Source organism: Jannaschia sp. M317, assembly GCF_025141175.1.
Classification (GTDB): Bacteria; Pseudomonadota; Alphaproteobacteria; order Rhodobacterales; family Rhodobacteraceae; genus Jannaschia.
Genome location: NZ_CP081155.1, coordinates 907,321 through 928,733, shown reverse-complemented (window position 1 = coordinate 928,733; position 21,413 = coordinate 907,321). Strand labels below are relative to the sequence as shown.

At 66.2% G+C, this 21,413-nt stretch carries 23 protein-coding genes; 14 read left to right on the top strand and 9 right to left on the bottom strand.

All coding sequences use genetic code 11. The features are described from left to right. Positions 1–15 precede the first annotated feature (15 nt). Positions 16–720, bottom strand: coding sequence for an HAD family hydrolase (locus K3551_RS04890; RefSeq protein ID WP_259918159.1), 705 nt, complete (start codon positions 718–720; stop codon positions 16–18). A gap of 89 nt (positions 721–809) precedes the next feature. Here K3551_RS04890 and clpS point away from each other — a divergent pair, with 89 nt between their 5' ends. The 8 genes from clpS (at position 810) to K3551_RS04850 (ending at position 7,248) form a co-directional block, all read left to right on the top strand. After that, positions 810–1,169, top strand: a complete 360-nt coding sequence (gene clpS, locus K3551_RS04885; RefSeq protein ID WP_259918158.1) for an ATP-dependent Clp protease adapter ClpS — start codon at positions 810–812, stop codon at positions 1,167–1,169. Between the two features lie 10 nt (positions 1,170–1,179). Then, on the top strand, positions 1,180–2,163 hold the full coding sequence (locus K3551_RS04880) for a class I SAM-dependent methyltransferase (RefSeq protein ID WP_259918157.1): 984 nt from the start codon (positions 1,180–1,182) through the stop codon (positions 2,161–2,163). After that, the gene (locus K3551_RS04875) at positions 2,160–2,972 is read left to right on the top strand and encodes an SDR family NAD(P)-dependent oxidoreductase (RefSeq protein ID WP_259918156.1); all 813 of its coding nucleotides are present in this window, start codon (positions 2,160–2,162) and stop codon (positions 2,970–2,972) included. The genes K3551_RS04880 and K3551_RS04875 overlap by 4 nt, the downstream gene beginning before the upstream one ends. A gap of 279 nt (positions 2,973–3,251) precedes the next feature. Next, entirely contained in the window at positions 3,252–4,889 is a 1,638-nt protein-coding gene (locus K3551_RS04870) for a peptide chain release factor 3 (protein WP_259919480.1), read from the top strand. Positions 4,890–4,978: 89 nt separating this feature from the next. Further along, on the top strand, positions 4,979–5,704 hold the full coding sequence (locus K3551_RS04865) for an endonuclease NucS domain-containing protein (protein ID WP_259918154.1): 726 nt from the start codon (positions 4,979–4,981) through the stop codon (positions 5,702–5,704). Between the two features lie 24 nt (positions 5,705–5,728). Beyond that, complete coding sequence (locus K3551_RS04860; protein WP_259918153.1) at positions 5,729–6,088, top strand: hypothetical protein; 360 nt, start codon at positions 5,729–5,731, stop codon at positions 6,086–6,088. A gap of 109 nt (positions 6,089–6,197) precedes the next feature. Further along, positions 6,198–6,632, top strand: coding sequence for a hypothetical protein (locus K3551_RS04855; protein ID WP_259918151.1), 435 nt, complete (start codon positions 6,198–6,200; stop codon positions 6,630–6,632). A 100-nt stretch (positions 6,633–6,732) separates the two neighbouring features. Next, entirely contained in the window at positions 6,733–7,248 is a 516-nt protein-coding gene (locus K3551_RS04850) for a hypothetical protein (RefSeq protein WP_259918150.1), read from the top strand. A 54-nt stretch (positions 7,249–7,302) separates the two neighbouring features. Here the strand turns inward: K3551_RS04850 and K3551_RS04845 are convergent, their stop codons facing one another. Further along, entirely contained in the window at positions 7,303–8,625 is a 1,323-nt protein-coding gene (locus tag K3551_RS04845; RefSeq protein WP_259918149.1) for an esterase-like activity of phytase family protein, read from the bottom strand. 279 nt (positions 8,626–8,904) lie between these two features. On the opposite strand from K3551_RS04845, the gene K3551_RS04840 reads away from it, so the two are divergent. Genes K3551_RS04840 through K3551_RS04825 form a run of 4 tightly spaced genes read left to right on the top strand, consistent with a single transcriptional unit; the run spans position 8,905 to position 13,743 of the window. Then, entirely contained in the window at positions 8,905–10,401 is a 1,497-nt protein-coding gene (locus K3551_RS04840; protein WP_259918148.1) for a DEAD/DEAH box helicase, read from the top strand. 13 nt (positions 10,402–10,414) lie between these two features. Continuing rightward, positions 10,415–11,203 carry an alpha/beta fold hydrolase gene (locus K3551_RS04835; protein ID WP_259918147.1) on the top strand — a complete coding sequence of 263 codons (789 nt, stop codon included), beginning with the start codon at positions 10,415–10,417 and terminating at the stop codon, positions 11,201–11,203. Then, positions 11,200–12,489, top strand: a complete 1,290-nt coding sequence (locus tag K3551_RS04830; protein WP_259918145.1) for a lyase family protein — start codon at positions 11,200–11,202, stop codon at positions 12,487–12,489. Before K3551_RS04835 ends, K3551_RS04830 begins: the two co-directional genes overlap by 4 nt. Before the next feature lie 48 nt (positions 12,490–12,537). Then, positions 12,538–13,743, top strand: coding sequence for a TCR/Tet family MFS transporter (locus tag K3551_RS04825; RefSeq protein WP_259918143.1), 1,206 nt, complete (start codon positions 12,538–12,540; stop codon positions 13,741–13,743). A 9-nt stretch (positions 13,744–13,752) separates the two neighbouring features. On the opposite strand, the gene K3551_RS04820 is transcribed toward K3551_RS04825, so the two are convergent. The 7 genes from K3551_RS04820 to fabA all read right to left on the bottom strand — a co-directional run bounded on the left by K3551_RS04820 (position 13,753) and on the right by fabA (position 19,862). Next, the gene (locus K3551_RS04820; RefSeq protein ID WP_259918142.1) at positions 13,753–14,706 is read right to left on the bottom strand and encodes a threonine/serine dehydratase; all 954 of its coding nucleotides are present in this window, start codon (positions 14,704–14,706) and stop codon (positions 13,753–13,755) included. Next, a complete protein-coding gene (locus K3551_RS04815; protein WP_259918140.1) occupies positions 14,688–15,518 on the bottom strand; it encodes an alpha/beta fold hydrolase in 831 nt (276 codons plus the stop codon). Before K3551_RS04815 ends, K3551_RS04820 begins: the two co-directional genes overlap by 19 nt. Then, positions 15,518–16,204 (bottom strand): haloacid dehalogenase type II, encoded by a 687-nt coding sequence (locus K3551_RS04810; protein WP_259918138.1) that lies wholly within the window; start codon positions 16,202–16,204, stop codon positions 15,518–15,520. The genes K3551_RS04815 and K3551_RS04810 overlap by 1 nt, the downstream gene beginning before the upstream one ends. Positions 16,205–16,253: 49 nt before the next feature. Further along, a complete protein-coding gene (locus K3551_RS04805) occupies positions 16,254–16,691 on the bottom strand; it encodes a hypothetical protein (RefSeq protein WP_259918136.1) in 438 nt (145 codons plus the stop codon). Positions 16,692–16,868: 177 nt separating this feature from the next. Continuing rightward, positions 16,869–17,642, bottom strand: coding sequence for an enoyl-ACP reductase (locus K3551_RS04800; protein ID WP_409197421.1), 774 nt, complete (start codon positions 17,640–17,642; stop codon positions 16,869–16,871). Between the two features lie 303 nt (positions 17,643–17,945). After that, a complete protein-coding gene (fabB, locus tag K3551_RS04795; RefSeq protein ID WP_259918132.1) occupies positions 17,946–19,175 on the bottom strand; it encodes a beta-ketoacyl-ACP synthase I in 1,230 nt (409 codons plus the stop codon). Positions 19,176–19,352: 177 nt separating this feature from the next. Next, positions 19,353–19,862, bottom strand: coding sequence for a bifunctional 3-hydroxydecanoyl-ACP dehydratase/trans-2-decenoyl-ACP isomerase (gene fabA / locus K3551_RS04790; RefSeq protein ID WP_259918131.1), 510 nt, complete (start codon positions 19,860–19,862; stop codon positions 19,353–19,355). A gap of 140 nt (positions 19,863–20,002) precedes the next feature. On the opposite strand from fabA, the gene irrA reads away from it, so the two are divergent. Together irrA and K3551_RS04780 are read left to right on the top strand one after the other, a co-directional pair. Beyond that, positions 20,003–20,431, top strand: coding sequence for an iron response transcriptional regulator IrrA (gene irrA, locus K3551_RS04785; RefSeq protein ID WP_259918129.1), 429 nt, complete (start codon positions 20,003–20,005; stop codon positions 20,429–20,431). 168 nt (positions 20,432–20,599) lie between these two features. Then, complete coding sequence (locus tag K3551_RS04780) at positions 20,600–21,352, top strand: SDR family NAD(P)-dependent oxidoreductase (protein WP_259918128.1); 753 nt, start codon at positions 20,600–20,602, stop codon at positions 21,350–21,352. The last annotated feature ends 61 nt before the right edge of the window (positions 21,353–21,413 follow it).

The window sequence follows — 21,413 nt, the reverse complement described above, 5'->3', positions numbered from 1 at the left end:
GGTCTGATCCCGGCGCTATCGCGATTGAACGACGGACAAAAGGGCGGGCAGATCGGACAGCCGGTCGATCTGCCGATAGCGCGGATGGTCCTGCGGTGGGTCCGCCCGTTCCAGCGCCCAATCGATACCCGACGGACAAAAGATACCCCAGGCCCCGGCGTCCAACGCGGGCAGGACGTCGGACTTCATCGAGTTGCCGACCATCAGGGCCCGCGCCGCGCCGTCACCATAGGTGTCGAAAGCGCGGGTGTAGACCTTGGGTGTCTTGTCGCTGACGATCTCGATCCCGTCGAAAAGCTCTCCGAGCCCGCTTTCGGCCAACTTGCGTTCCTGGTCCAGCAAGTCGCCCTTGGTGATCAGCACTAGCGTGTGGCTGCCCGCCAGAGCCGCGACCGTCTCGGCCACGCCAGGCAACAGATCGACAGGGTGGCGCAGCATTTCGCGGCCTTCGTGCAGCAGGCGGGCGATGATCGGTGCGGGCACGCGGCCGTCGGTGACCTCGATGGCGGTCTCGATCATCGACAGGACGAAACCCTTGATGCCGAAGCCATAGTGTTTCAGGTTCCTCCGCTCCGCCTCCAACAGCCGGTCCAGCAAGTGATCCGGGTCTGTATGGTCGCGCAAAAGGTCGGCGAATTTCTCCTGCGTGAGGGCGAAAACCGTCTCGTTGTGCCACAGGGTGTCATCGGCATCGAAACCGATCGTCGTCACGTCGTTCATGGTGCCTGCACGCGCCCTCTTTAAATGGATGTCCATTTGGCTATATTACTGGGCCTCATCGGATTGCACGCCAACCCCGGACATTTACCATGCTTCTTACGGACCAGACCCGCACCATCCGCGCGATGGCCGACCGCCCCGACGATGGCGAGGGCGATACCGGCGTGGCCACCAAGGTCAAGCCGAAGACCGCCAAGCCGCCGCTTTACAAGGTGCTGCTGCTGAACGACGACTATACCCCGATGGAATTCGTCGTCCTGGTATTGGAGCGGTTTTTCGGCATCGGGCACAGCCATGCGGTCGAAATCATGCTGACGGTTCACAAGAAGGGACTGGCCGTGGTCGGCGTCTTCAGCCACGAGATCGCCGAAACGAAGGTCGCACAAGTGATGGATTTCGCCCGTCGCAACCAGCACCCCCTGCAATGCACCATGGAGAAGGAGGAGTAATCCTCTGACCATGAGCGCCCGCCTGTCCCTCGCCCTGTCCGGCGGTTCCGTCATCCTGCCCGACACCGGGCGGATCGTTCTTTTGCGCCCCCCCGCCGATCTGGATCTGGATGGTCTGCCACTGGACCGGGTCGCGGCAGAGCACGGGTTCTGCCCCGACCATGACGCCCTGTCCGCGCGCGGGGTCGCGGTTTCACCGCAGCAGGCCGGGCCAGCCGCGGCCGTCGTGGTGTTTGCAGCGCGGGCCAAGGCGCTGACGCTGGATCTGCTGGCGCGCGGCTTTGCGATGGTCGGGCCCGGCGGGCCGTTGATCGTCGACGGCGCAAAATCCGAGGGGATCGATTCGCTGCTGAAGACGCTGCGGAAGGTGTGCGCCGTGGGCGAGGTCTATTCCAAGGCACACGGCAAGTGTTTCGCGGTGACCGCCCCCGCTGCGGTGCCCGCGGGTTGGGCCGCCGTGCCGGGCCGGGTCGATGGGTTCGTGACGACAGCGGGGGTCTTTTCCGCCGATGGGATCGATCCGGGATCGGCCCTGTTGGCCGGGCATCTGGGCGCCGTCTCGGGCAAGGTCTGTGACCTTGGCGCGGGGTGGGGCTATCTGGCGACACGGATTCTGGCCTCCGACAAAGTCCGACAGGTCGCCCTGGTCGAGGCGGAACATGCCGCGCTGGACTGTGCGCGGGCCAATGTGACGGACGCGCGGGCAACGTTCCACTGGGCGGACGCCACCACCTGGACCGGCGGCCCCTTCGATTACGTGGTGACCAACCCGCCGTTCCACACATCGCGCAAGGCGGACCCCGCCCTGGGCCGTGCCTTTGTGCAGGCGGCGGCGCGGTTGCTGTCACCGCGCGGACGGCTGTTGATGGTGGCAAACCGGCATCTGCCCTATGAGGCGACGCTGGCAGAGGTTTTTGCCGAGTCCGTGGTGCGCGCCGACGTCTCGGGCTACAAGGTGATCGAGGCCACGCGCCCCAAGCGGAGACAGCCATGACCCTGAGCATTGCGGGCAAGACCGCCATCGTCACCGGGGCCGCCCACGGCGTCGGACTGGCCATCGCGCGGCATTTCGCGGAAATGGGCGCGAACGTCATGTTCGCGGACCGGGACGAAGCCCGCCTGGAGGCCGAGGTCGGCGAGGCGCAAACCGACGATTCGGGGCATTTGCGGTATTTCGCGGGGGATCTGCGCGAACGGCTGACCGTCGCGAATCTGCTGTCTGCGACGATCGACGCCTTTGACCGCGTGGATATCCTGGTGAATGCCTCGCGGCAGTTGCTGGTCACCGACCCGCTGGACCCGGAGGACGACACGGTCTCCAAGTTGCTGGAGCAGAACCTGATGACGGCCCTGCGGTTAAGCCAGGCGGTCGCCAAGCGGATGATTCACCAAGCCGAAGAAGACGGCCGCGACGAAGGGACCATCGGCACCATCGTCAACGTCGGCTCCATCGCCGGGCGCCGCACGCAGCCGGAGCTTTTGGCCTATTCGATCAGCGCGGCAGCCCTGGATCAGGCGACGCGGTCGCTGGCGGTATTCCTGGCGTCAAAACGCATTCGGGTGAACGGGCTGGCCGTGGGCTCGGTGATGTCGTCGAACCTGACGGTGCGGATCGCCGAGGACAGCGCGCTACGGCAATCCATTGTGGATGCGACGCCCATGGGGCGCATCGCTTCGCCGTCGGAACTGGCCGAAACGGTGCAATATCTGGCCTCTGACGCCTCCGGCTTCATGATCGGGCAGATCTTGACGGTGGATGGCGGCCGGACCCTGATCGATCCGGTGGTGGAGCCGGTGCACTAGCGGCGCAGTCAAATCCTTCTAAGGATTTGACCAGAGTTTTTGAAAACTCTGGCATTCCCGGGACCTGTCTGGCGACCCGCCCGCAGCCGCGCCGTGCAGCGGTTCAGCGCGCCTGCGGCCCGAATGACGGCCCATTCGATCGCCTCGGCCTGATATCTGAATGCGCGCATCTCTCACCCTCCTGATCCGTTCGGGCCGCAGGCTAGCCGCTGAACCCTCACCATTCGGTTAATGTCGCGCGCGATTGCCCCGCCCGCGCGCCGCGCCTATATCGCGCCCATGCCCGATACCGCCCTCTCCGCTGGTCCGCAGACCAACCGCCCCGACCTGCCGCCCGAAATCGGGCGTCGCCGGACCTTCGCGATCATCTCTCACCCGGATGCGGGCAAGACGACGCTGACCGAGAAATTTCTGCTCTATGGAGGCGCGATCCAGATGGCTGGTCAGGTGCGCGCGAAGGGCGAGGCCCGGCGCACGCGGTCGGACTTCATGAAGATGGAGCAGGATCGCGGCATCTCCGTTTCCGCGTCTGCCATGTCCTTCGACTTTCACCAGGGTGCCGATGAATACCGCTTCAACCTGGTCGACACACCGGGTCACAGCGATTTTTCCGAAGACACCTATCGCACCATCACCGCCGTCGACGCCGCCGTCATGGTGATCGACGGGGCCAAGGGCGTGGAATCCCAGACGCAGAAGCTGTTCGAGGTCTGTCGTCTGCGTGATCTGCCGATCCTGACCTTCTGCAACAAAATGGACCGCGAAAGCCGCGACACCTTCGAGATCATCGACGAAATCCAGGAGAACCTGGCCATCGACGTCACCCCCGCGTCCTGGCCCATCGGGGTCGGGCGCGACTTTATCGGGTGTTACGACCTGTTGCATGACCGGCTGGAACTGATGGACCGGGCCGACCGCAACAAGGTGGCCGAGACGGTCAAGATCAGCGGGCTCGACGATCCGAAACTGGCCGAGCACGTCCCCGCCGACCAACTGGCGCAGTTGCGCGACGAATTGGAGATGGCGCGCGAACTGTTGCCGCCGATGGATGCGCAGGCCTTTCTGGAAGGGACGCTGACGCCGATCTGGTTCGGGTCTGCGATCAACAGCTTCGGCGTGCAGGAATTGATGAGCGGCATCGCCGAATACGGCCCGCCCCCTCAGCCCCAGCGCGCCGAACCCCGTCAGGTCAGCGCCGATGAAAAGACCGTTACCGGTTTCGTCTTCAAGGTGCAGGCCAACATGGACCCCAAGCACCGCGACCGCGTCGCCTTTGTCCGTCTCGCGTCGGGCCATTTCGAACGCGGGATGAAGCTGACGCATGTGCGGTCCAAGAAGCAGATGGCGATTTCGAACCCGGTCCTGTTCCTCGCCGCCGACCGCGAATTGGCCGAGGAGGCCTGGGCCGGCGACATCATCGGCATTCCGAACCACGGCCAGCTGCGCATCGGCGATGCCCTGACCGAAGGCGAAACCCTGCGCTTTACCGGGATCCCCAGCTTTGCGCCGGAACTTCTGCAAGGGGTGCGCGCAGGCGACCCGATGAAGGCCAAGCATCTGGAAAAGGCGCTGATGCAATTCGCCGAGGAAGGCGCGGCCAAGGTGTTCAAGCCCGCCATCGGCTCCGGCTTCATCGTGGGCGTGGTCGGTGCCCTGCAATTCGAGGTTCTCGCCAGCCGGATCGAGTTGGAATACGGTCTGCCGGTCAGCTTCTCCCAGTCACAGTTCACCTCCGCCCGCTGGATCAGCGGCTCCAAGGAGGCTGTGGAGGGTGTCGTGGCCAAGAACACGCAGCATATCGCCCATGACAACGACGGTGCCCCGGTCTTTCTGACGCGCCTGCAATGGGATATCGACCGGATCGAACGCGACCACCCGGACGTCAAGCTGAGCGCGACGAAGGAGATGATGGTGTGATCCATCCGGGCCGGGCCGAAGCGTTAATCTAGGGTTAACCCTTCGGCCGCTAGGCTCCGCATCCGCCCCTGACTGTTCGGAAGGCCTGGATGCAAACCGCCCGCTACACGACCTGGCTGGATACCCAGCCCGTCAATGAAAATACCCGGGACATGCGCGTTCGGGCGCTGGCGCGGGTGGAACAGGCCTATGGCATCGACCTGGACCAGGCCTATGACGGCGACCGGCTGACCTCGTTGCTGGAGACATTTCTGTATTCAACGCAGGACGCCGCGCAAGGACAGCCCAATCCGACCCGCATGAATATTCACAGGGGCGACATCCGCACGCAGGTCGCGTGGTATCGCACTCAGGTGAACAGCTACCGCAAGTTCAGGGAGTCGCTGGAAAATGGCCCCGTATCGGCGTTGGTCGAAGAGGGTGACGCGGCGGACAGCGATCCGGACGACGAGGCGTTGACCTTCGGGTTGGAGGCCGATCTCGAAGCAGCCCTTCGCCGCGACCTCGGACAGTTGGAATCCGGCCTGACCCTTGCGGACGGCGGACGACAGCGGAAGGTCGCCTCTGGATTCATCGATATTCTGGGCCGGGCCGAGGATGGAACATGGGTCGTGGTCGAGCTCAAGGCCGGATCGACCCGGCCGGAGGCGGTGGCACAGGTGCTGGGCTACATGGCCGATATCGCAGAGGCCGAGGGCGGGGCGGTGCGGGGGTATCTCGTCGGCTCCGATCACCATCCCCGGGTACAGGCCGCCGCCCGGATCGTCCCGACGCTGGCCTTGCGGCGCTACGCCTATCGGTTCACTTTCGCGTAGCCTGACCTGATCGGACGTTGCCCCATGCAGATTCCCCGCGCCACTGTCGCCGCCGCCCTCGGCCTGCCCGCCGACACAGAGGCCCTGCCCCCCGGCGACCTGCCGCTGGCGCGGTTCGCGGAGCGCTATCTGGCCTACCTGGGCACTGAGGACGCGGGGACCGAGACGCCGGATGCCTGGACCGGCACCGTCATGGATCATCTTATGGAAACCGACCCGGACCTGGCCTTTGACGCGATCCGTGCCGGGTTGACGATGGATGCGGATGGCCTGCTGGCCGATCCTCTGGCCGATCTGGGCACGCGGGACGGCATGAAGGCGCGGATCGAACAGGCAGCCGCCGAAGACCCGGATCTGGCTGCGCGGCTCACGACCGACGGCTGAGCCCGCGCCGCCTCGGCGGAACGACGCTGACCCAAGGTTCGGCAGGTTGACGCAGGTGCGGCCTGCCGCAAAGGTGCGCCCCGATTCCATTGCCCAGCCGGAGCCTCCGATGCACAAGCCTGTCGCCCTGTCCCTCGCTGCCCTGCCCTTCGCCTCTGCCGCCCTGGCCGAAGCCGATCCCGCCTGGCACCTACTGGGCCAGATCGAGGTGACCGAGCACGAGAGCGCCGACAGTTGGTCAGTGACCAAACGCTTCCCGGCAGAGATCGAGAACGGGGTCGATACCTTTGAGATTTCTGGCTATCTGATCGCCGTCGGTTGGGAGGCGGAAACGCGGGATTACATGCTCGTGTCCGACCTGGGCCAGTGTCCGTTCTGCGGATCGGGCGACCACGGCACCGCGATCGAGGTGCGCCTGACCGATCCGCTGCCTGTCACAGACGAGGCTCAGCACGCCACGCTGCGTGGTATGCTGCAATTGGTGCGCGACCCGTCGACCATGCAGGCCGTCGTCATGACCGACGCCGTCTTGCTGGACGGCTGACCTGCCAAAACCGAACCGGGTCCAGCCAGACGGCACCTTTCTTGCCACGCCCGCACGCGGCACGCTGACGGGCAATCGGGGCGTTCTGCACCGGGACGGTGTGATCGGCCCGGCCCGCTGGAAGCACCGTGCCTGGGTCTGCTGCGCCCTGTCGTTCCGGGGCCGCCACCGCGACATCATGCCTGTGGGCCGTTGGACGGCGCTGTTCTTTCTGGATGAGGCCGTGGCGCTGGCCGCCGGTCATCGCCCCTGCGGCGAATGCAGGCGGGCTGACTATGTCCGTTTCGCCGAGGCCTGGACGCGGGCGACGGGTCACTGGCCCGGCCCGAAAGAGGCCGACGCGATGTTGCACGCGCTGCGCGCCAAACCCGGCGCGCGCGAGATGCGGCGCCACCCAGGGGATGCAACGGCGCTTCCGGAGGGGGCGATGTTTCGTCGGGACGGGCGGGACTGGCTCGTGTCCCACGGCCGCGCGCTGGCGTATGGACCCAGAGGATACGGCGCGCCGTCGCCTTTGCCACATGGGCCGGTCGAGGTTCTGACCAACCCGATGACGGTCCGGGTTCTGGCAGCAGGCTATCGCCCGATGCTGCATCCTTCGGCGACGACCACCTGACACAAGGCATCCGTGATTGTCCCGGGCACCGAAGCGCCCGGGACAAAAGATCGGTCAATCCGCGAGGAGTTCGGGGACGTGCAGACGGATCATCTCGTTCGCATCCGGTTGGTCCAGACGCCGCCCCGCCGAGAACGGCAGATTGTTGTCGTTGCCCACCAGGATATGCTCCGGGCCGTCGCGCAGGACGCTTTCGATGGTCACGAAGGGGAAGGTGAAACGGCCCGCAGGCACGTCGCCATCGGTCTCCAGACGGGCGGTGCCGTTCGGGTCGGCGATGTCCATCAGGTCGATCTGCCGCAGGCGGGCGACAAACCCGTCCGCGTCGATCTGGGCGGTGTCGATCAGGGTGACGCGTTTGACCTGGGCCGGTTTTGCGAAACAGCCGTCCTGCTGCCCGTCGGCGCAGGAAAGGCTCGGGTCGCCCTGCCCGCCGTCGCGTTCGATCACCAGCGCACGGGTGTCGTCGATGAAGTTGAAGTCACCGATGGCAACGGCCCCCTCGGTCAGGGCGAACTTGAAACTGTCCCCCGTCCAGTCGCGGGTCACGGGGTCGAAAGCCAGGACGCGAAGATAGGCACCTTCCGCGTTACCGTCCTCCGCGATCAGCGGCTTTTCCAGCATCCCCCAGAGCGTGTCACCCGACGGCGTCAGGGCCAGCCCCTCGTACCCGCCGGAGCGCGGCACGGTATAGTCGACGCCCGCCTTGGCCCCGACGATCAGCCCGGGATGATCGGGAGAGCGCAGCTCAACCTCGCCCAGGCGGGTCGGATAGACCCCGGTCACCCGCCCGTCCAGCGTGGCAGAGATCAGGTAGGGGCCGAATTCATCGCCGATCCAGACGGTCTCGCCCACGATCTGCATCCCTTCCAGATCGAAGTCGCCCCCGGTCAGGTAGCGGCTGTCGCCCGCGTCGTAGGACAGGCGGAACGGCACGATGCGATCCGGGTCGGACAGCCAGACACGTTCGCGGATTTCGATCTCGCCGGTGGCGAAATCAGGCGCGATCCGCAGAAAGCCAAGCATGGCGTCGGGGCTGTTGCGCTTGGTGCCGAAGCCATTGTCGATCAGCGCATAGAGGTTGCCCTCGGCGTCCCGCGTCGCGGCAAAGCCGGAAATCCCCTGCAGCGGCTGGCCAAGAAACGGCAGGTTCAGCCCGGTCGCTTGTTGCAGGCTACCGGGGACGTCGGCGCGAATTCCGTCGCGGGCGGTGAACTTGCCCGAAACCCACAGATCGCGCGGAGCGTCCGCGGGCGGAACGGACATCGTGTTGGCGGGGATCAGGGCGTGACCATCAAGGGTTGCGGGAACCATCTCCTGCGCGGCAAGCGGAGCAGCGGTCAGAAGAAGGCAGGCGAGAAGGGTCGTACGCGTCATGAAAGCATCCTTTCCAGGTTGAGAGGCGGTCGATGGCGCATTGCGTTTCATGGTGATGCGACAGCGGAACGACAGGCCCATGAACCTTTGTTTGGGCTTGCATCTGCACAGGCAGGCGCGGTCCCGCCCCCAAGTTGACCCCCGGCCACGGTTTTGATAAGTGACGCCTGCCGGACGGGGCCGACCCTATCCGATGAACATAGGGACGCGCGGCATCAGGCGTCCTGCCATACCCCCCGGGTCACGGCAATTCGGCCAAGGACCCCAATCAGGACGCACATGACCAGCTTTTCCGACCTGAACCTCGACCCGAAGGTTCTCAAGGCCATCGAGGCCACCGGTTACACCACCCCCACGCCGATTCAGGAGGGGGCCATCAAGCCCGCCCTGGAAGGCCGCGACGTTCTGGGAATCGCCCAGACCGGCACCGGCAAGACGGCAGCCTTCACGCTTCCGATGATCACACGTCTGGGCAAGGGTCGCGCGCGCGCGCGCATGCCGCGCAGCCTTGTGCTGGCCCCGACCCGCGAACTTGCCGCGCAGGTGGCCGAGAACTTCGAGCTGTACGCAAAGGGATCGCGCCTGAAAAAGGCCCTGTTGATCGGCGGCGTGTCGTTCAAGGAACAGGACATGCTGATCGACCGGGGTGTCGACGTGCTGATTGCCACGCCGGGCCGACTGATCGACCATTTCGAACGTGGCAAGCTGCTGCTGACGGGTGTCGAGATCATGGTCATCGACGAAGCCGACCGGATGCTGGACATGGGGTTCATCCCCGATATCGAGCGTATCTTCGAGATGACGCCCTTTACCCGCCAGACGCTGTTCTTCTCGGCCACCATGGCCCCCGAGATCGAACGGATCACCAACAAGTTCCTGTCCAACCCCGAGAAGATCGAGGTCGAGCGTCAGAACTCCACCTCTGCGACGATCACGCAGGTCCTTGTGGAACATGCCCCCAAGACCAAACACTATGCCTCCAAGGACAAGCGCGAGATTCTGCGCGCGATCATCGACCGGGACCGCGCCCTGGAAGACAATCCACTGCGCAACGCGATCATCTTCTGCAACCGCAAGACCGAGGTGGACGTCGTCGCCAAATCGCTGAAGAAGCACGGCTACAACGCCGAGCCGATCCACGGTGATCTGGAACAATCGCACCGCACGCGCACGCTCGACGGGTTCCGCGACGGGTCGATCACCTTCCTCGTGGCCTCGGACGTGGCCGCACGGGGTCTGGATATTCCGAACGTGAGCCATGTGTTCAACTTCGACGTGCCCAGCCACGCCGAGGATTATGTTCACCGCATCGGGCGCACCGGGCGCGCGGGCAAGCTGGGCACGGCCTACACCCTGGCCACCCCCGCCGACGAGAAATATCTCGACGCGATCACCCGCCTGGTCAAAGCCGACATTCCCAAGGGCGAAAACCCCTGGGCCCCGCCCAGTCGTCCCGACCGCCAGACCGCCGAAGCCGCAGAGGAGGAGCCGAAGCGCACCTCGTCGCGCACCCGGTCCCGGTCGCGCAAACCCGCAGAGCCGGAGCAGGCCGCGCCCGCCGCACCTGCCCCCGCAGAAGCCGCGCCCGTGGCCGAAGCCCCGGTCGAAGAGACCCGCAACAAACCCGCCCGTGACGACAGCCGCCGCTCAGACAATCGTCGTGGCGGTCGGGGCCGGGGTCGCGACGATGGCGGATCGCGCGTCGTCGGTCTGGGCGATCATGTCCCCAGCTTCATCGAGATGAGCTTCGAGGAACGGCGCGCCGAAACCGTCTGATCCGGCGCCTCTCGTGAACCGCGTCACCACGCGCGACGGCACCGTCTTGCGGATAGGCCGCGACGGGCCGGGCACTGGCGCGCGCCTGTTGTTCGTGAACGCGCTCGCGACGGATCTGCACCTTTGGGACGATGTCCTGACCGCGATGCCCCTGATCCGCGCCCTGCGTTACGATCTGCGTGGGCATGGCGGGTCGGGCGGGGGCACGCCCTACGGTATGGGCACGCTCGTGTCCGATGCAGAGACGGTGTTGGAGGCCGATCCCGGCCCGCCCGTCGTTCTGGTGAGCCTGGGACTGGGCGGGATGGTGGCGCAGGGCCTGGCGGTAAAGCGCCCCGACCTGATCCGCGCTCTTGTCCTGATCGGCACGGCGGCCAGGATCGGAACCGCCGACCGCTGGCGCAGCCGTGCGGACCAGGTGCGCGCAGGCGGCATGGCCCCGCTTGTCGCACAGATGACCCCGCGCTGGTTCAGCCGCGATGCGCGTGCCCATCCTGACCTGCCACGTTGGCAAGCCGCGCTTGCCGCGACCGCGCCCGATGCCTATGCCCACGGTTGCGACGCCATGGCAGGCAGCGATTTCTACACGCCCACCAGCGGTCTGCGCCTGCCCTGTCTTGCGCTTGCCGGGGCGGAGGACGGGGTGACGCCCCCCGACCTGCTGCGGGAAGTTGCGGACCTGATCCCCGGATCGTCCTTGCGTCTTTTGCCGCGCACCGGTCATTTCGCCCCCTGGGAAGCGCCCGAAATCCTGGCCCGACACCTCACCGATTTCCTGACCACGCTGGAGACCCGAACATGACCGTCGCCCCGCAGGATTCGCAGATGTTCCGCGACCTCTTCGCTGATGCGGAGCTGTCGCGCCTGTTCACCGACACCGCGACGCTGCGCGCCATGCTGATCGTCGAGGGCGCATTGGCCAAGGTGCAGGGAGAGGCCGGCGTGATCCCCCAGGAGGCGGCGACCTACCTGCACCGCGCCACGATGGAATTGCAGATCGACCCCGGCGGGTTGGCCGCACAGATCGCGCGCGACGGCATCCCGGTGCCCGCCCTCCTGGCCGCCTTCCGCAAAGAGGCGCAGGCCCCGGAATTCACCCGCTATCTGCATTGGGCCGCCAATTCGCAGGACATCGTGGACACGGCGCTGGCGCTGCGCCTGCGTCAGGTCCTGACCCTGTTGGACGGACGGCTGGACGCGCTGCTGACGCAGCTGGCCGATCTGGCCGAAGCCCATGCGGAAACCCCGATGCTGGCCCGCACCTTTGGGCAACCTGCGGTGGTCACGACCTTTGGCGCAGCCGTGGCGACATGGGGCAGCGGGTTGCTGGCCCTGCGGTCCGAATTGCCGGACATCCGCGCCGCCGTCTGTATCGTCACCCTGAACGGGGCCGCCGGAACCCTGTCGGCCATGGGGCCCGAAGGCCCCGCGCTCCGCTCCGCGCTCGCCCGCGCTTTGGGGCTGGCCGATCCGGGGCACAGCCCGCAGGTCGACAGATCGCATCTGCACGCCCTAGCCAGCTGGGCCAATCGGGTCCTGCAGGCCTGCGACAAGATCGCGGGCGACCTGCTGCTGCTATCGCGCGAGGGGGCTGTGACCATGGGCGGCGGTCAGTCGTCCACCATGGCGCAGAAACGCAATCCGATCGCGTCCTCGGTGGTGCGGGCGCTGGCGCTGCATGGCAACGGCCTGTGCCACACGCTGCATGCCGCAACGCCTGCGGATCAACGCGACGGCGGGGCCTGGTTCGCGGAGTGGCTGGCCCTGCCGCAGTTGATGTCCGCCACGGGCAAGGCGCTGTTGCTGCTGACCGGGGACCGCGTGACCGTCGAGGTCGACGCCATGGCCGCCACACTGGCCGCGACGAATGACCTGATCCATGCCGAGGCGCTGACCTTTGCGCTGGCCCGCGACATGCCCCGCCCCGAAGCGCAGGCCCAGGTCGCGGCCTGGGCGGCCGAAACGCGCGTCGAAGGCGGATCCCTTTTGGCGCGCGCGGGCGTCGATCCGGCGGACTATGCCCCGGCCCGGCAATGGGGCGAGGCCCCGGCGCTGGCCCGCAGATTCGCCCAGTCCGTCCGGGAGTAGGGTTTCCCTGCCTTGCCCGGCCCGCGCCACCGCGCTAGGCCCGAGACAATGACCGACGCCGCCACTGGGCCCCGCAACGCGCGCCTGCCCTTTCTTTTCATCGTTCTGACGGTGATGATCGAGGCCATCGGCATCGGTCTCATCCTGCCGGTGATGCCGGACCTTCTGAAGGAGGTGCAGGGCGTTGGCCTGTCCGAAGCGGCCGTCTGGGGCGGTGTGCTGGCCTCGGTCTATGCGCTGATGCAGTTTCTGTTCTCGCCCACCATCGGTAATCTGTCGGATCGGTTCGGACGGCGGCCCGTTCTGCTGCTCTCGATGGCGGTGATCTGCGCTGATTATGTTCTGATGGCCTTTGCCCATACCATCTGGCTGTTGCTGCTGGGGCGGATCATCGCGGGCATCGCGGCGGCCACCATGGCCGCTGCGACCGCCTTCATGGCCGATATTTCCGCCCCCGAGAAAAAGGCGCAGAACTTTGGCCTGCTGTCGGCGGGCTTTGGTTTTGGCTTTGTGCTGGGACCTGCCCTGGGCGGGATTCTGGCGGAATGGGGACCCCGTGCGCCGTTCTGGGCGGCGGCGGTCATATCCGGGGCGAACCTTGTGCTGGGGTTAATCGTGCTGCCCGAAACCCTGCGCAAGCGCCGCGCCTTTGACTGGCGGCGCGCGAACCCGCTGGGCAGTCTGGTGGCGATCAAGGCCCTGCCGGGGGTGAGCGCGTTGTTGACGGTCTGGTTTTTCTATCAGGTGGCGAACTGGGTCTATCCGGCGGTCTGGGCCTATTTCACGCAGGCCGCGTTCGGCTGGGACGCGCGGATGGTCGGCATCTCGCTGGCGGTCTACGGGGTGTCGATGGTCGTGGTGCAGGGTGGACTGATCCGGGTGATCATCCCGAAACTGGGCGAGCGGCGAACCCTCGCGTGGTTTCTGCCCTACAACGCGGTCATCCTGCTTTGCGTCGCCTTCGTGCCCTATGGCTGGCTGATGCTGGCGCTGACGCCGCTGTCGGCCCTGGGGGCGGTGGTGGCCCCTGCGGTGCAGGGCGTGACCAGCCGCGCGGCGGACGACGATCAACAGGGCGAGTTGCAGGGCGTTCTGGCCTCGATCACGGCGGTGGCCGCAATCGTCTCACCCTTGTTGATGACCCAGGTCTTCAACCTGGCCAACGACGGCGGGGCACATTTTCCGGGGGCCCCGTTCCTGGTCGCCTCGGGCCTGATGGCGATCAGTTGGCTGTTGTTTCGCCGCGCCGCCTGAGACGAGGGGCTAGCCCGCCGACCCGGCCAGCGCCTGTGTGAAAACCGCACGATCAACATTTCCGCCCGACGCCACGACGGCCACATCGTCCGAATGATGAAACAGGGCGGCGGCCAGGGCGGCGGCACCGCCGGGTTCCAACACGATACGCAGGTGTTGCCAGGCCAAGGCCATGGCGCGCAGCGCCTCGGCGTCGGTGATGACCAGACCCGGACCGCAGAGGCGCTGCAGGATCGGAAAGGTCAGCTCTCCGGGGGTGGGTGTCAGGATGGCATCGCACAGCGACCCGGACAGTGCCGCGTTGGTCTGTCGTTCGCCCGCCGCCAGCGACCGCGCGACATCGTCGAAGCCCTCCGGCTCTACCGGGCGCACCGTCGCGCGCCCCTCCAACGCCAGCGCCACGCCAGAGGTCAGGCCCCCGCCACCGCAGCAGACCAGCACCTCGGACACCGTCTCCGGCAGGTCCTCGGCGATTTCCAGCCCGCAGGTTCCCTGCCCGGCGATCACGCGCGGGTCGTCGTAGGGGCGCACCAGCGCCAGCCCACGATCCGCGACCAGCCGCGCGCCGATGTCTTCGCGATTTTCGCCCGCGCGATCATACAGAACGACCTCTGCCCCATAGCTGCGGGTGTTGGCGATCTTAACCTCAGGCGCGTCCGACGGCATGACGATCACCGCCTGTCGCCCCAGCATACGCGCCGCCAGCGCCACCCCCTGCGCATGGTTGCCAGACGAAAAGGCCAGCACATCGCCCACCGTCTGCGACACGGCGTTGTAGGCCCCGCGAAACTTGAAACTGCCGGTTTTCTGCAGACACTCCGCCTTGATCCAGATCCGCCGTCCGATCGCATCGTCCAGCGACGGCGCGTTCAGCAGGGGCGTGCGCACCGCGTGGCCGCGCAGGCGGTCGGCGGCGGCGGCGATGTCGTCGCGTGTGACAGAGCTCAGAGCAGCAGCGTCCATTCGTTCAGCGCCTCCAGCGCCTCGGGTTCATCAAGGAAGGGCACGTGGCCACGGCCCGCGACCTCGCCCACGATCATGTCCGGGCGGCGGCGCTGCATCTCGGCCAATGTCTCGGGCGTCAACAGGTCGGAATTGGCGCCCCGGATACAGGCCAGCGGCAGGCCCGCCAAAGCATCGAACAACGGCCAAAGATCCGGCAGCGGCTGCGCCCCGCCCTCCAGGACCGCGTCGCGCAACTTGGCATCATAGGTCAGCGCCAGGCCTTCGGGGGTTTCGCGATAATGCTTCTCGGCCTCTTCCTGCCAGCGGCTGGGGGGGACGTTTTCGAAACCGGACAGCAGGGCGGCGCGCATCAAGGCGGCTTCGGCAAGGTTTGCCGCCTCGGGCGGTTTGCCCAGGTAGTCGGCGATCGCCTGCAGCCCCTCTGGGGCCAGTTCCGGGCCGATGTCGACCAGGCAAACCCCCGCCAGCCGCGCCTTGGCCATCAGGGCCAGCGACATGGCGATCAGCCCCCCGCGCGAAGTGCCCAGCACGGCAACCTGTTCCAGCCCCAGGTGGGCCAGCAGTTCCAGCACATCGCGCGCCTCGGTCGGGATGCTGTAGGTCTTGTAGTCGGGGGAGCGCTGCGACTTGCCCCGCCCGCGATAATCCAGCCGGATCACCCGGTGTTCACCCAGCAGATAGGGCAGCACATAATCGAAATCGGTGGAATTCCGCGTCAGTCCGGCCAGGCACAGGATCGGCGGGCCATCGCCTTCGCCCTGATCCTCGTACCACAGCCGCAAATTGTCGGAGGTGCGAAATTCCGGCATCAGAGATCCGCCGCCAGCGCGGGAATGCCGCTAAGGTCGGGCATCACGTGATCGGGCCTGTGATCCAGCCGGTCGACCGGCAGGCCCATGCGGTTCACCCAGACCGTGCAAAAACCGTAGCCCTTGGCCGCCGAGGCATCCCATCCGTTGGAACTGACGAACAGGACGCGGCCCGCTTCGCAACCAAACGCCCGGCCCACCATGTCATAGACCTTTGACGACGGCTTGAAGATGCCGACGCTTTCGACCGAAAGCACGTGATCCAGCAACCGCCCGACCCCGGCAGAGCTGACCGCGCCCTGCAACATCTCGGGCGAGCCATTGGACAGGATTCCGGTGGCCACGCCCGCATCCTTGAGCGCGCCCAGCATCGCCGGCACCTCCGGGTAGGCCGATAGTTCCCAGTAGAGCTGCATGAGACGGTCGCGCACCTTGGGGTCGGCAATGGCCGATGCCTCCAATGCCCAATCGAGACCGTCGCCCGTCACCTTCCAGAAATCCACGTGTTCGCCCGTGACGGCGCGCAACCAGGTATATTGCAGCTGCTTGTCGCGCCAGTCGCGCGCAACGGTCTGCCAGGTATCGGTCAGCGCCTCGAACCCGTCCTCGGACGCCGCTTCGCGGGCTGCGGCGGTGACATCGAACAGGGTGCCGTAGGCGTCGAAGATGCAGGTGTCGATGGCCATGAATGCTCCCCTATCGCGCACGGCGGGACCGTCGCACGGGGGTCGCGGGCTAGTCCAGCCCGCGCAACACGATCTCGCAGTCGATCGCCGACAGAATCGAATGATCCCGGGTCCAGCCCAGCCCCTGCGGCAGGGCACGCGCCAGGCGGTCGCGATCCAGTAGCAGCGGGCCGTCGCCCAGACCCGCAAGGCGCGTATCCATCCACAGCGCGATATCGACCGGAGCCGTGCCGCCCCGTGCAAGGCGCAAATCTTCCTGCTGCTGCGCACCTTCGATGCCACCGGTGCAGATCTCGGCCCCGAAGGACGCCCGCACCACATGGCCGCGCAGCTTGGTCGCCGCGTCGAAACCGGCAAAGCGCACCCCCTCCTGCACGGAGGTCGCGACCGCGTAGCCGGTGCCCAGCAGAACAGCCGTCAGGACAATCCAGTCAAGCGCGACGGCGCCCGATTGATCGGTCCAGAACTGCGGCAGCCGAACGGCCATGGGGTGCTCCTGTCAGGTTGGCGTTAACTACGACAACACTACCCCGGAGATGCGCGAAAGTTCAGGGGCGCGCGCCCAAACATTCGGGCATTTCTGCCCCATTTCGAACACAAACCGTACTATTCAGCGGTTCCCTGCCGACTGTTTCCACAGGCAGGCAAAGCGCTGCCGATTTCGTCAGATGTTGTCGGGATGCGGCATGCCCATGACGTGATAGCCGCCGTCGACGTGAATGATCTCTCCAGTGGTGCAGGCACCCGCGTCGGAACACAGGTAAACCGCCGTGCCGCCTACCGCCTCCAGGGTCGCGTTGGCGCGCAGCGGGGCGTTGGCCTCGGCGTGGCGGAACGTCTTGCGCGCACCACCGATGGCGGCCCCGGCCAGCGTCTTCATCGGGCCGGGCGAGATGGCGTTGACCCGAATCGCGTCAGGCCCCAGGTCAGCAGCCAGATAGCGGACCGAGGATTCCAGCGCCGCCTTGGCCACGCCCATCACGTTATAGAACGGCGTCACCGCGCGCGCGCCTTGGAAGGTCAGCGTCACGATGCTGCCGCCCTCGGTCATCAACGGCTTGGCCCGGCGGGCGATTTCGACCAGCGAATAGCAGGAGATATCGAGCGAATGCTTGAAGTTCGCGCGCGAGGTGTCGACGAACCGGCCCGTCAGCTCATCCTTGTCCGAGAACGCGATGGCGTGGATCACGAAATCCAGCTTGCCGCCCTCGGCCAGCTTGGCGAACGCGGCGTCAAGCGAGGCGTCGTCCGTCACATCCACATCCAGCAGGGTCGTGGACCCAAGGCTTTCGGCCAGCGGCGCGACACGTTTGCCGAACGCTTCGCCTTGGTAGGTAAAGGCCAAGTCGGCACCTGCCGCGGACAGGGCCTTGGCGATGCCCCAGGCAATGGATCGGTTGTTGGCCACGCCCATGACCAGTCCGCGTTTTCCGTTCATGTCCATGGGGTCTTGTCCTTTGTTCGCTGGCTCATGGTTTGCACCGCGCGGGACGGATTGTCACGGGGGGCGACCCGTTTGCCGCGATCCTGCATCAAGGATGCGCCCCGCCCGGCTCAGACGTCCGCCTTGACCGGGCGGCTGCGGGACAGCGCGTCACCCTTGGGACCAAGCAGGCGGGTGCCCCCGCCCGACGCCAGGCCGTCGCCGCCAGAACCGGGGGCACCCGTCCGCAAGTCGCAAGGTCACCCCTGATCCCGCACCACGTCGACCAAGGCGCGTATCATCCGCGCCCGACCCGTGTCAGTCCCGATGCTTCGAGATGATCACCGTACCGTTGGTTCCGCCGAACCCGAAGGAGTTCGACAGGATCGAGTCGATCTCTACGCCCTCGGTCAACTCGGTGTTGATCTCGGACGCCGACAAGGCGGGGTCCAGTTCGGTGACGTTGATGGACGGCGCGATGAACCCCTTGTTCATCATGATCATCGAATAGATCGCTTCCTGCACACCGGTCGCGCCAAGCGAATGCCCGGTCATCGACTTGGTGGAGCCGACGGGCGGGGTGTTGCCCTCGCCGAAGATGTTGCGCAGGGCCACGATCTCCTTGATGTCGCCCACGGGCGTCGAGGTGCCGTGCGCATTGACGTAGCCGATGGACCGGTCTTCGGGCAGTTGGCTCAGCGCCAGGCGCATGGCCCGCTCACCGCCCTCGCCCGAGGGCGCGACCATGTCCGCCCCGTCGGAGGTGGCCCCGTAGCCGGTAACCTCGCCATAGATCTTGGCACCCCGCGCAATCGCCCGGTCGCGTTCTTCCAGAACCACGACGCCTGCGCCGCCCGCGATGACGAAACCGTCGCGCGTCGCGTCATAAGGGCGCGAGGCCTTTTCGGGCGTGTCGTTGTACTTGGACGACATCGCGCCCATGGCGTCGAACAGGCAGGACAGGGTCCAGTCGACTTCCTCTCCGCCGCCGGCAAAGACGATGTCCTGTTTGCCGAACTGGATCTGTTCCACCCCGTTGCCCATGCAGTGCAGCGACGTCGTGCAGGCCGAGGTGATCGAGTAGTTCACGCCCTTGATCCCAAACGGCGTCGCCAGGCAGGCGGAGTTGGTGGACGACATGCAGCGCGTCACCATGAACGGCCCCATCCGCTTGGGCGAGCCCTTGTTGATGACCGTATCGAAGGCCGTGAAGAAGTTGGACGTCGACGGCCCGCCAGAGCCCATGACAAGGCCGGTACGCTCGTTGGAGACTTCGTTCTGCTCCAACCCGCTGTCGGCGATGGCGCGCTCCATGGCGATGAAGTTATAGGCCGCGCCCGGCCCCATGAATCGCAGGTTCCGCTTGTCGATATGCTCGGTCAGGTCGATATCTGGCTCGCCATGGACCTGGCTGCGGAAACCGTGCTCGGCATATTTGGGGGCAAAGGTAATGCCCGATTTGCCCGCCCGCAGGCTCGCCTCCACCTCATCGGGTGTATTCCCGATAGGCGACACGATCCCGATTCCGGTAACGACGACGCGACGCATGGGCTTCTCCTTGGGTCCTAGGTGTGCGGTTGTTTAGGGGGCAGGCCGGGGCGGGGCAAGGCGGTTACATTCGCTGCACCGCCCCCAAAAGTGGGGCGTAATGGCCCAAAAAGAAGCCGTAGCAGGCAATCCGAAACCGGTCGGAGGGCCGACCGACGGCCGCCGCCCCATCCCGCCTCAGCTCTCGCTCAGGGCGACCTTCATGTCCTTGACCTCATAGATGACTTCGCCGTCGGCCTCGACGATGCCATCGGCGACGCCCATGGTCAGGCGGCGCGTCTGGATCGCCTTGGTGAAGTCGATCTTGTAGGTCAGCATCTTGCGATCGGGGCGCACCATGCCCTTCAGCTTCACCTCGCCCACACCCAGCGCATAGCCACGCCCGGTCCAGCCGCGCCAGCCCAGGTTGAAGCCGGTCAGCTGCCACAGCCCGTCCAGGCCAAGGCAGCCCGGCATGATCGGGTTGCCCGGAAAATGGCAGTCAAAGAACCACAGGTCGGGCGTGATATCGAACTCGGCCAGGATATGCCCCTTGCCGTGCGCTCCGCCATCGCCCGAAATCTCGGTGATGCGGTCCATCATCAGCATGGGCGGCTCGGGCAACTGGGCGTTGCCGGGGCCAAACAGCTCCCCACGTGCGCATTTCAACAGGTCGTCGCGGTCAAAACTGTTCGGAAACTGGCTCATGATCCCCCCGGAGGTCGTTTGGGCCGGTCTACTGGGCCTGTTACAGCCCTGCAACCCTGCGTGAACCGGCGGCGTGTCAGAGGGCCGCAGCACGCGAATCCGATTGAAACCTGGCCGAAGCCGCCCCTATATTCAATTCGATGGAAACCACCGCAGATACCGCCCGCGCGCGCGGGGAAGCTTGGCTTGCGCGCGCCGACGTACGCCCGACCAAGCAGCGCGTGGCCCTGGCCGCCCTGCTGGTGGGCGACGGGCGTGACCGGCATGTGACCGCGGAATGGTTGCATGACGCGGCCCGGCGCACCGGGGACAAGGTGTCTTTGGCCACGGTCTACAATACGTTGCGGGCGTTTTCCGACGCCGGTCTGGTGCAGGAGATCACGGTCGACGGCACCGGGTCCTACTTTGACACACGGCTGGACGACCATCCGCATTTCTACTGGGAAGACAACGCCCGCCTGACCGATGCGGGTCCCGGCGCGCTGGAGATCCTGAACCTGCCCGATGCGCCCGACGGGATGGAGATCGCCAAGGTCGACGTGGTGATCCGATTGCGCCCCAAGGCCTGATGCCGTGCCCGAGGGTGCCCTGAAAGCGCACCCTACCCGTATGAACGCAGGCCGCCCGTAGGGTGCATTTTCAATGCACCCCCCTCGCCCTTTCGACCTATCCGGCCCCCTACACAAGCGCGTTGGTGCGCCGTAGGGTGCCCGTCAACGCATCCAGCCGGAGGTCCCATGCCTGATTTCGCCATCTACCCAAGCCTCAAGGGCAAGACCGTTTTCATGACCGGCGGGGCCGCCGGGATCGGTGCGGAAATCGTCGCCGGGTTCGCAGCCCAGGGCGCGCGCGTCGGCTTTCTGGATATCGATGCGCAGGGTGGCGCGGCAATGGCGGCACGTTTTGACGCTGTGCACCACCACGCCTGCGACCTGCGCGACATCGACGCGCTGCGCGACGGGGTCGCGGCCCTGCGCGATGCGATCGGTCCCGCCGATATCCTGATCAACAACGCCGCCCGCGACGACCGCCACAACTGGGCCGATGTCACGCCCGACTACTGGGACGAACGCCAGGCCACGAACCTTCGGCACATGTTTTTTGCCATTCAGGCGGTGGCCCCCGACATGATCGACAAGGGGGCCGGATCCATCGTCAACATGGGATCGAATTCCTGGTGGGAAGCGGGCGGCGGATTTCCGGCCTACGCCACCGCCAAGGCCGCCGTTCACGGGCTGACCCGGACCATGGCACGCGATCTGGGCCAACACCGGATCCGGGTGAACACCGTCGTTCCCGGCTGGATCATGACCGAACGGCAGAAAGATCTCTGGGCGACGCCCGACGCCCTGGAGGCGCACCGCAAGCGGCAATGCCTGCCGGATCTGATTGATCCGGTGCATGTGGCGCGCATGGTTCTGTTCCTGGCCTCGGACGACGCGATGATGTGCACCGCCAACAACTACATGGTCGAGGCCGGATCGATCTGAGGCGGATTTGCCCTGTCCTTCCGTGCGGGCCACGCTAGGCTCCGGCCGAAAGCGGGAGGAT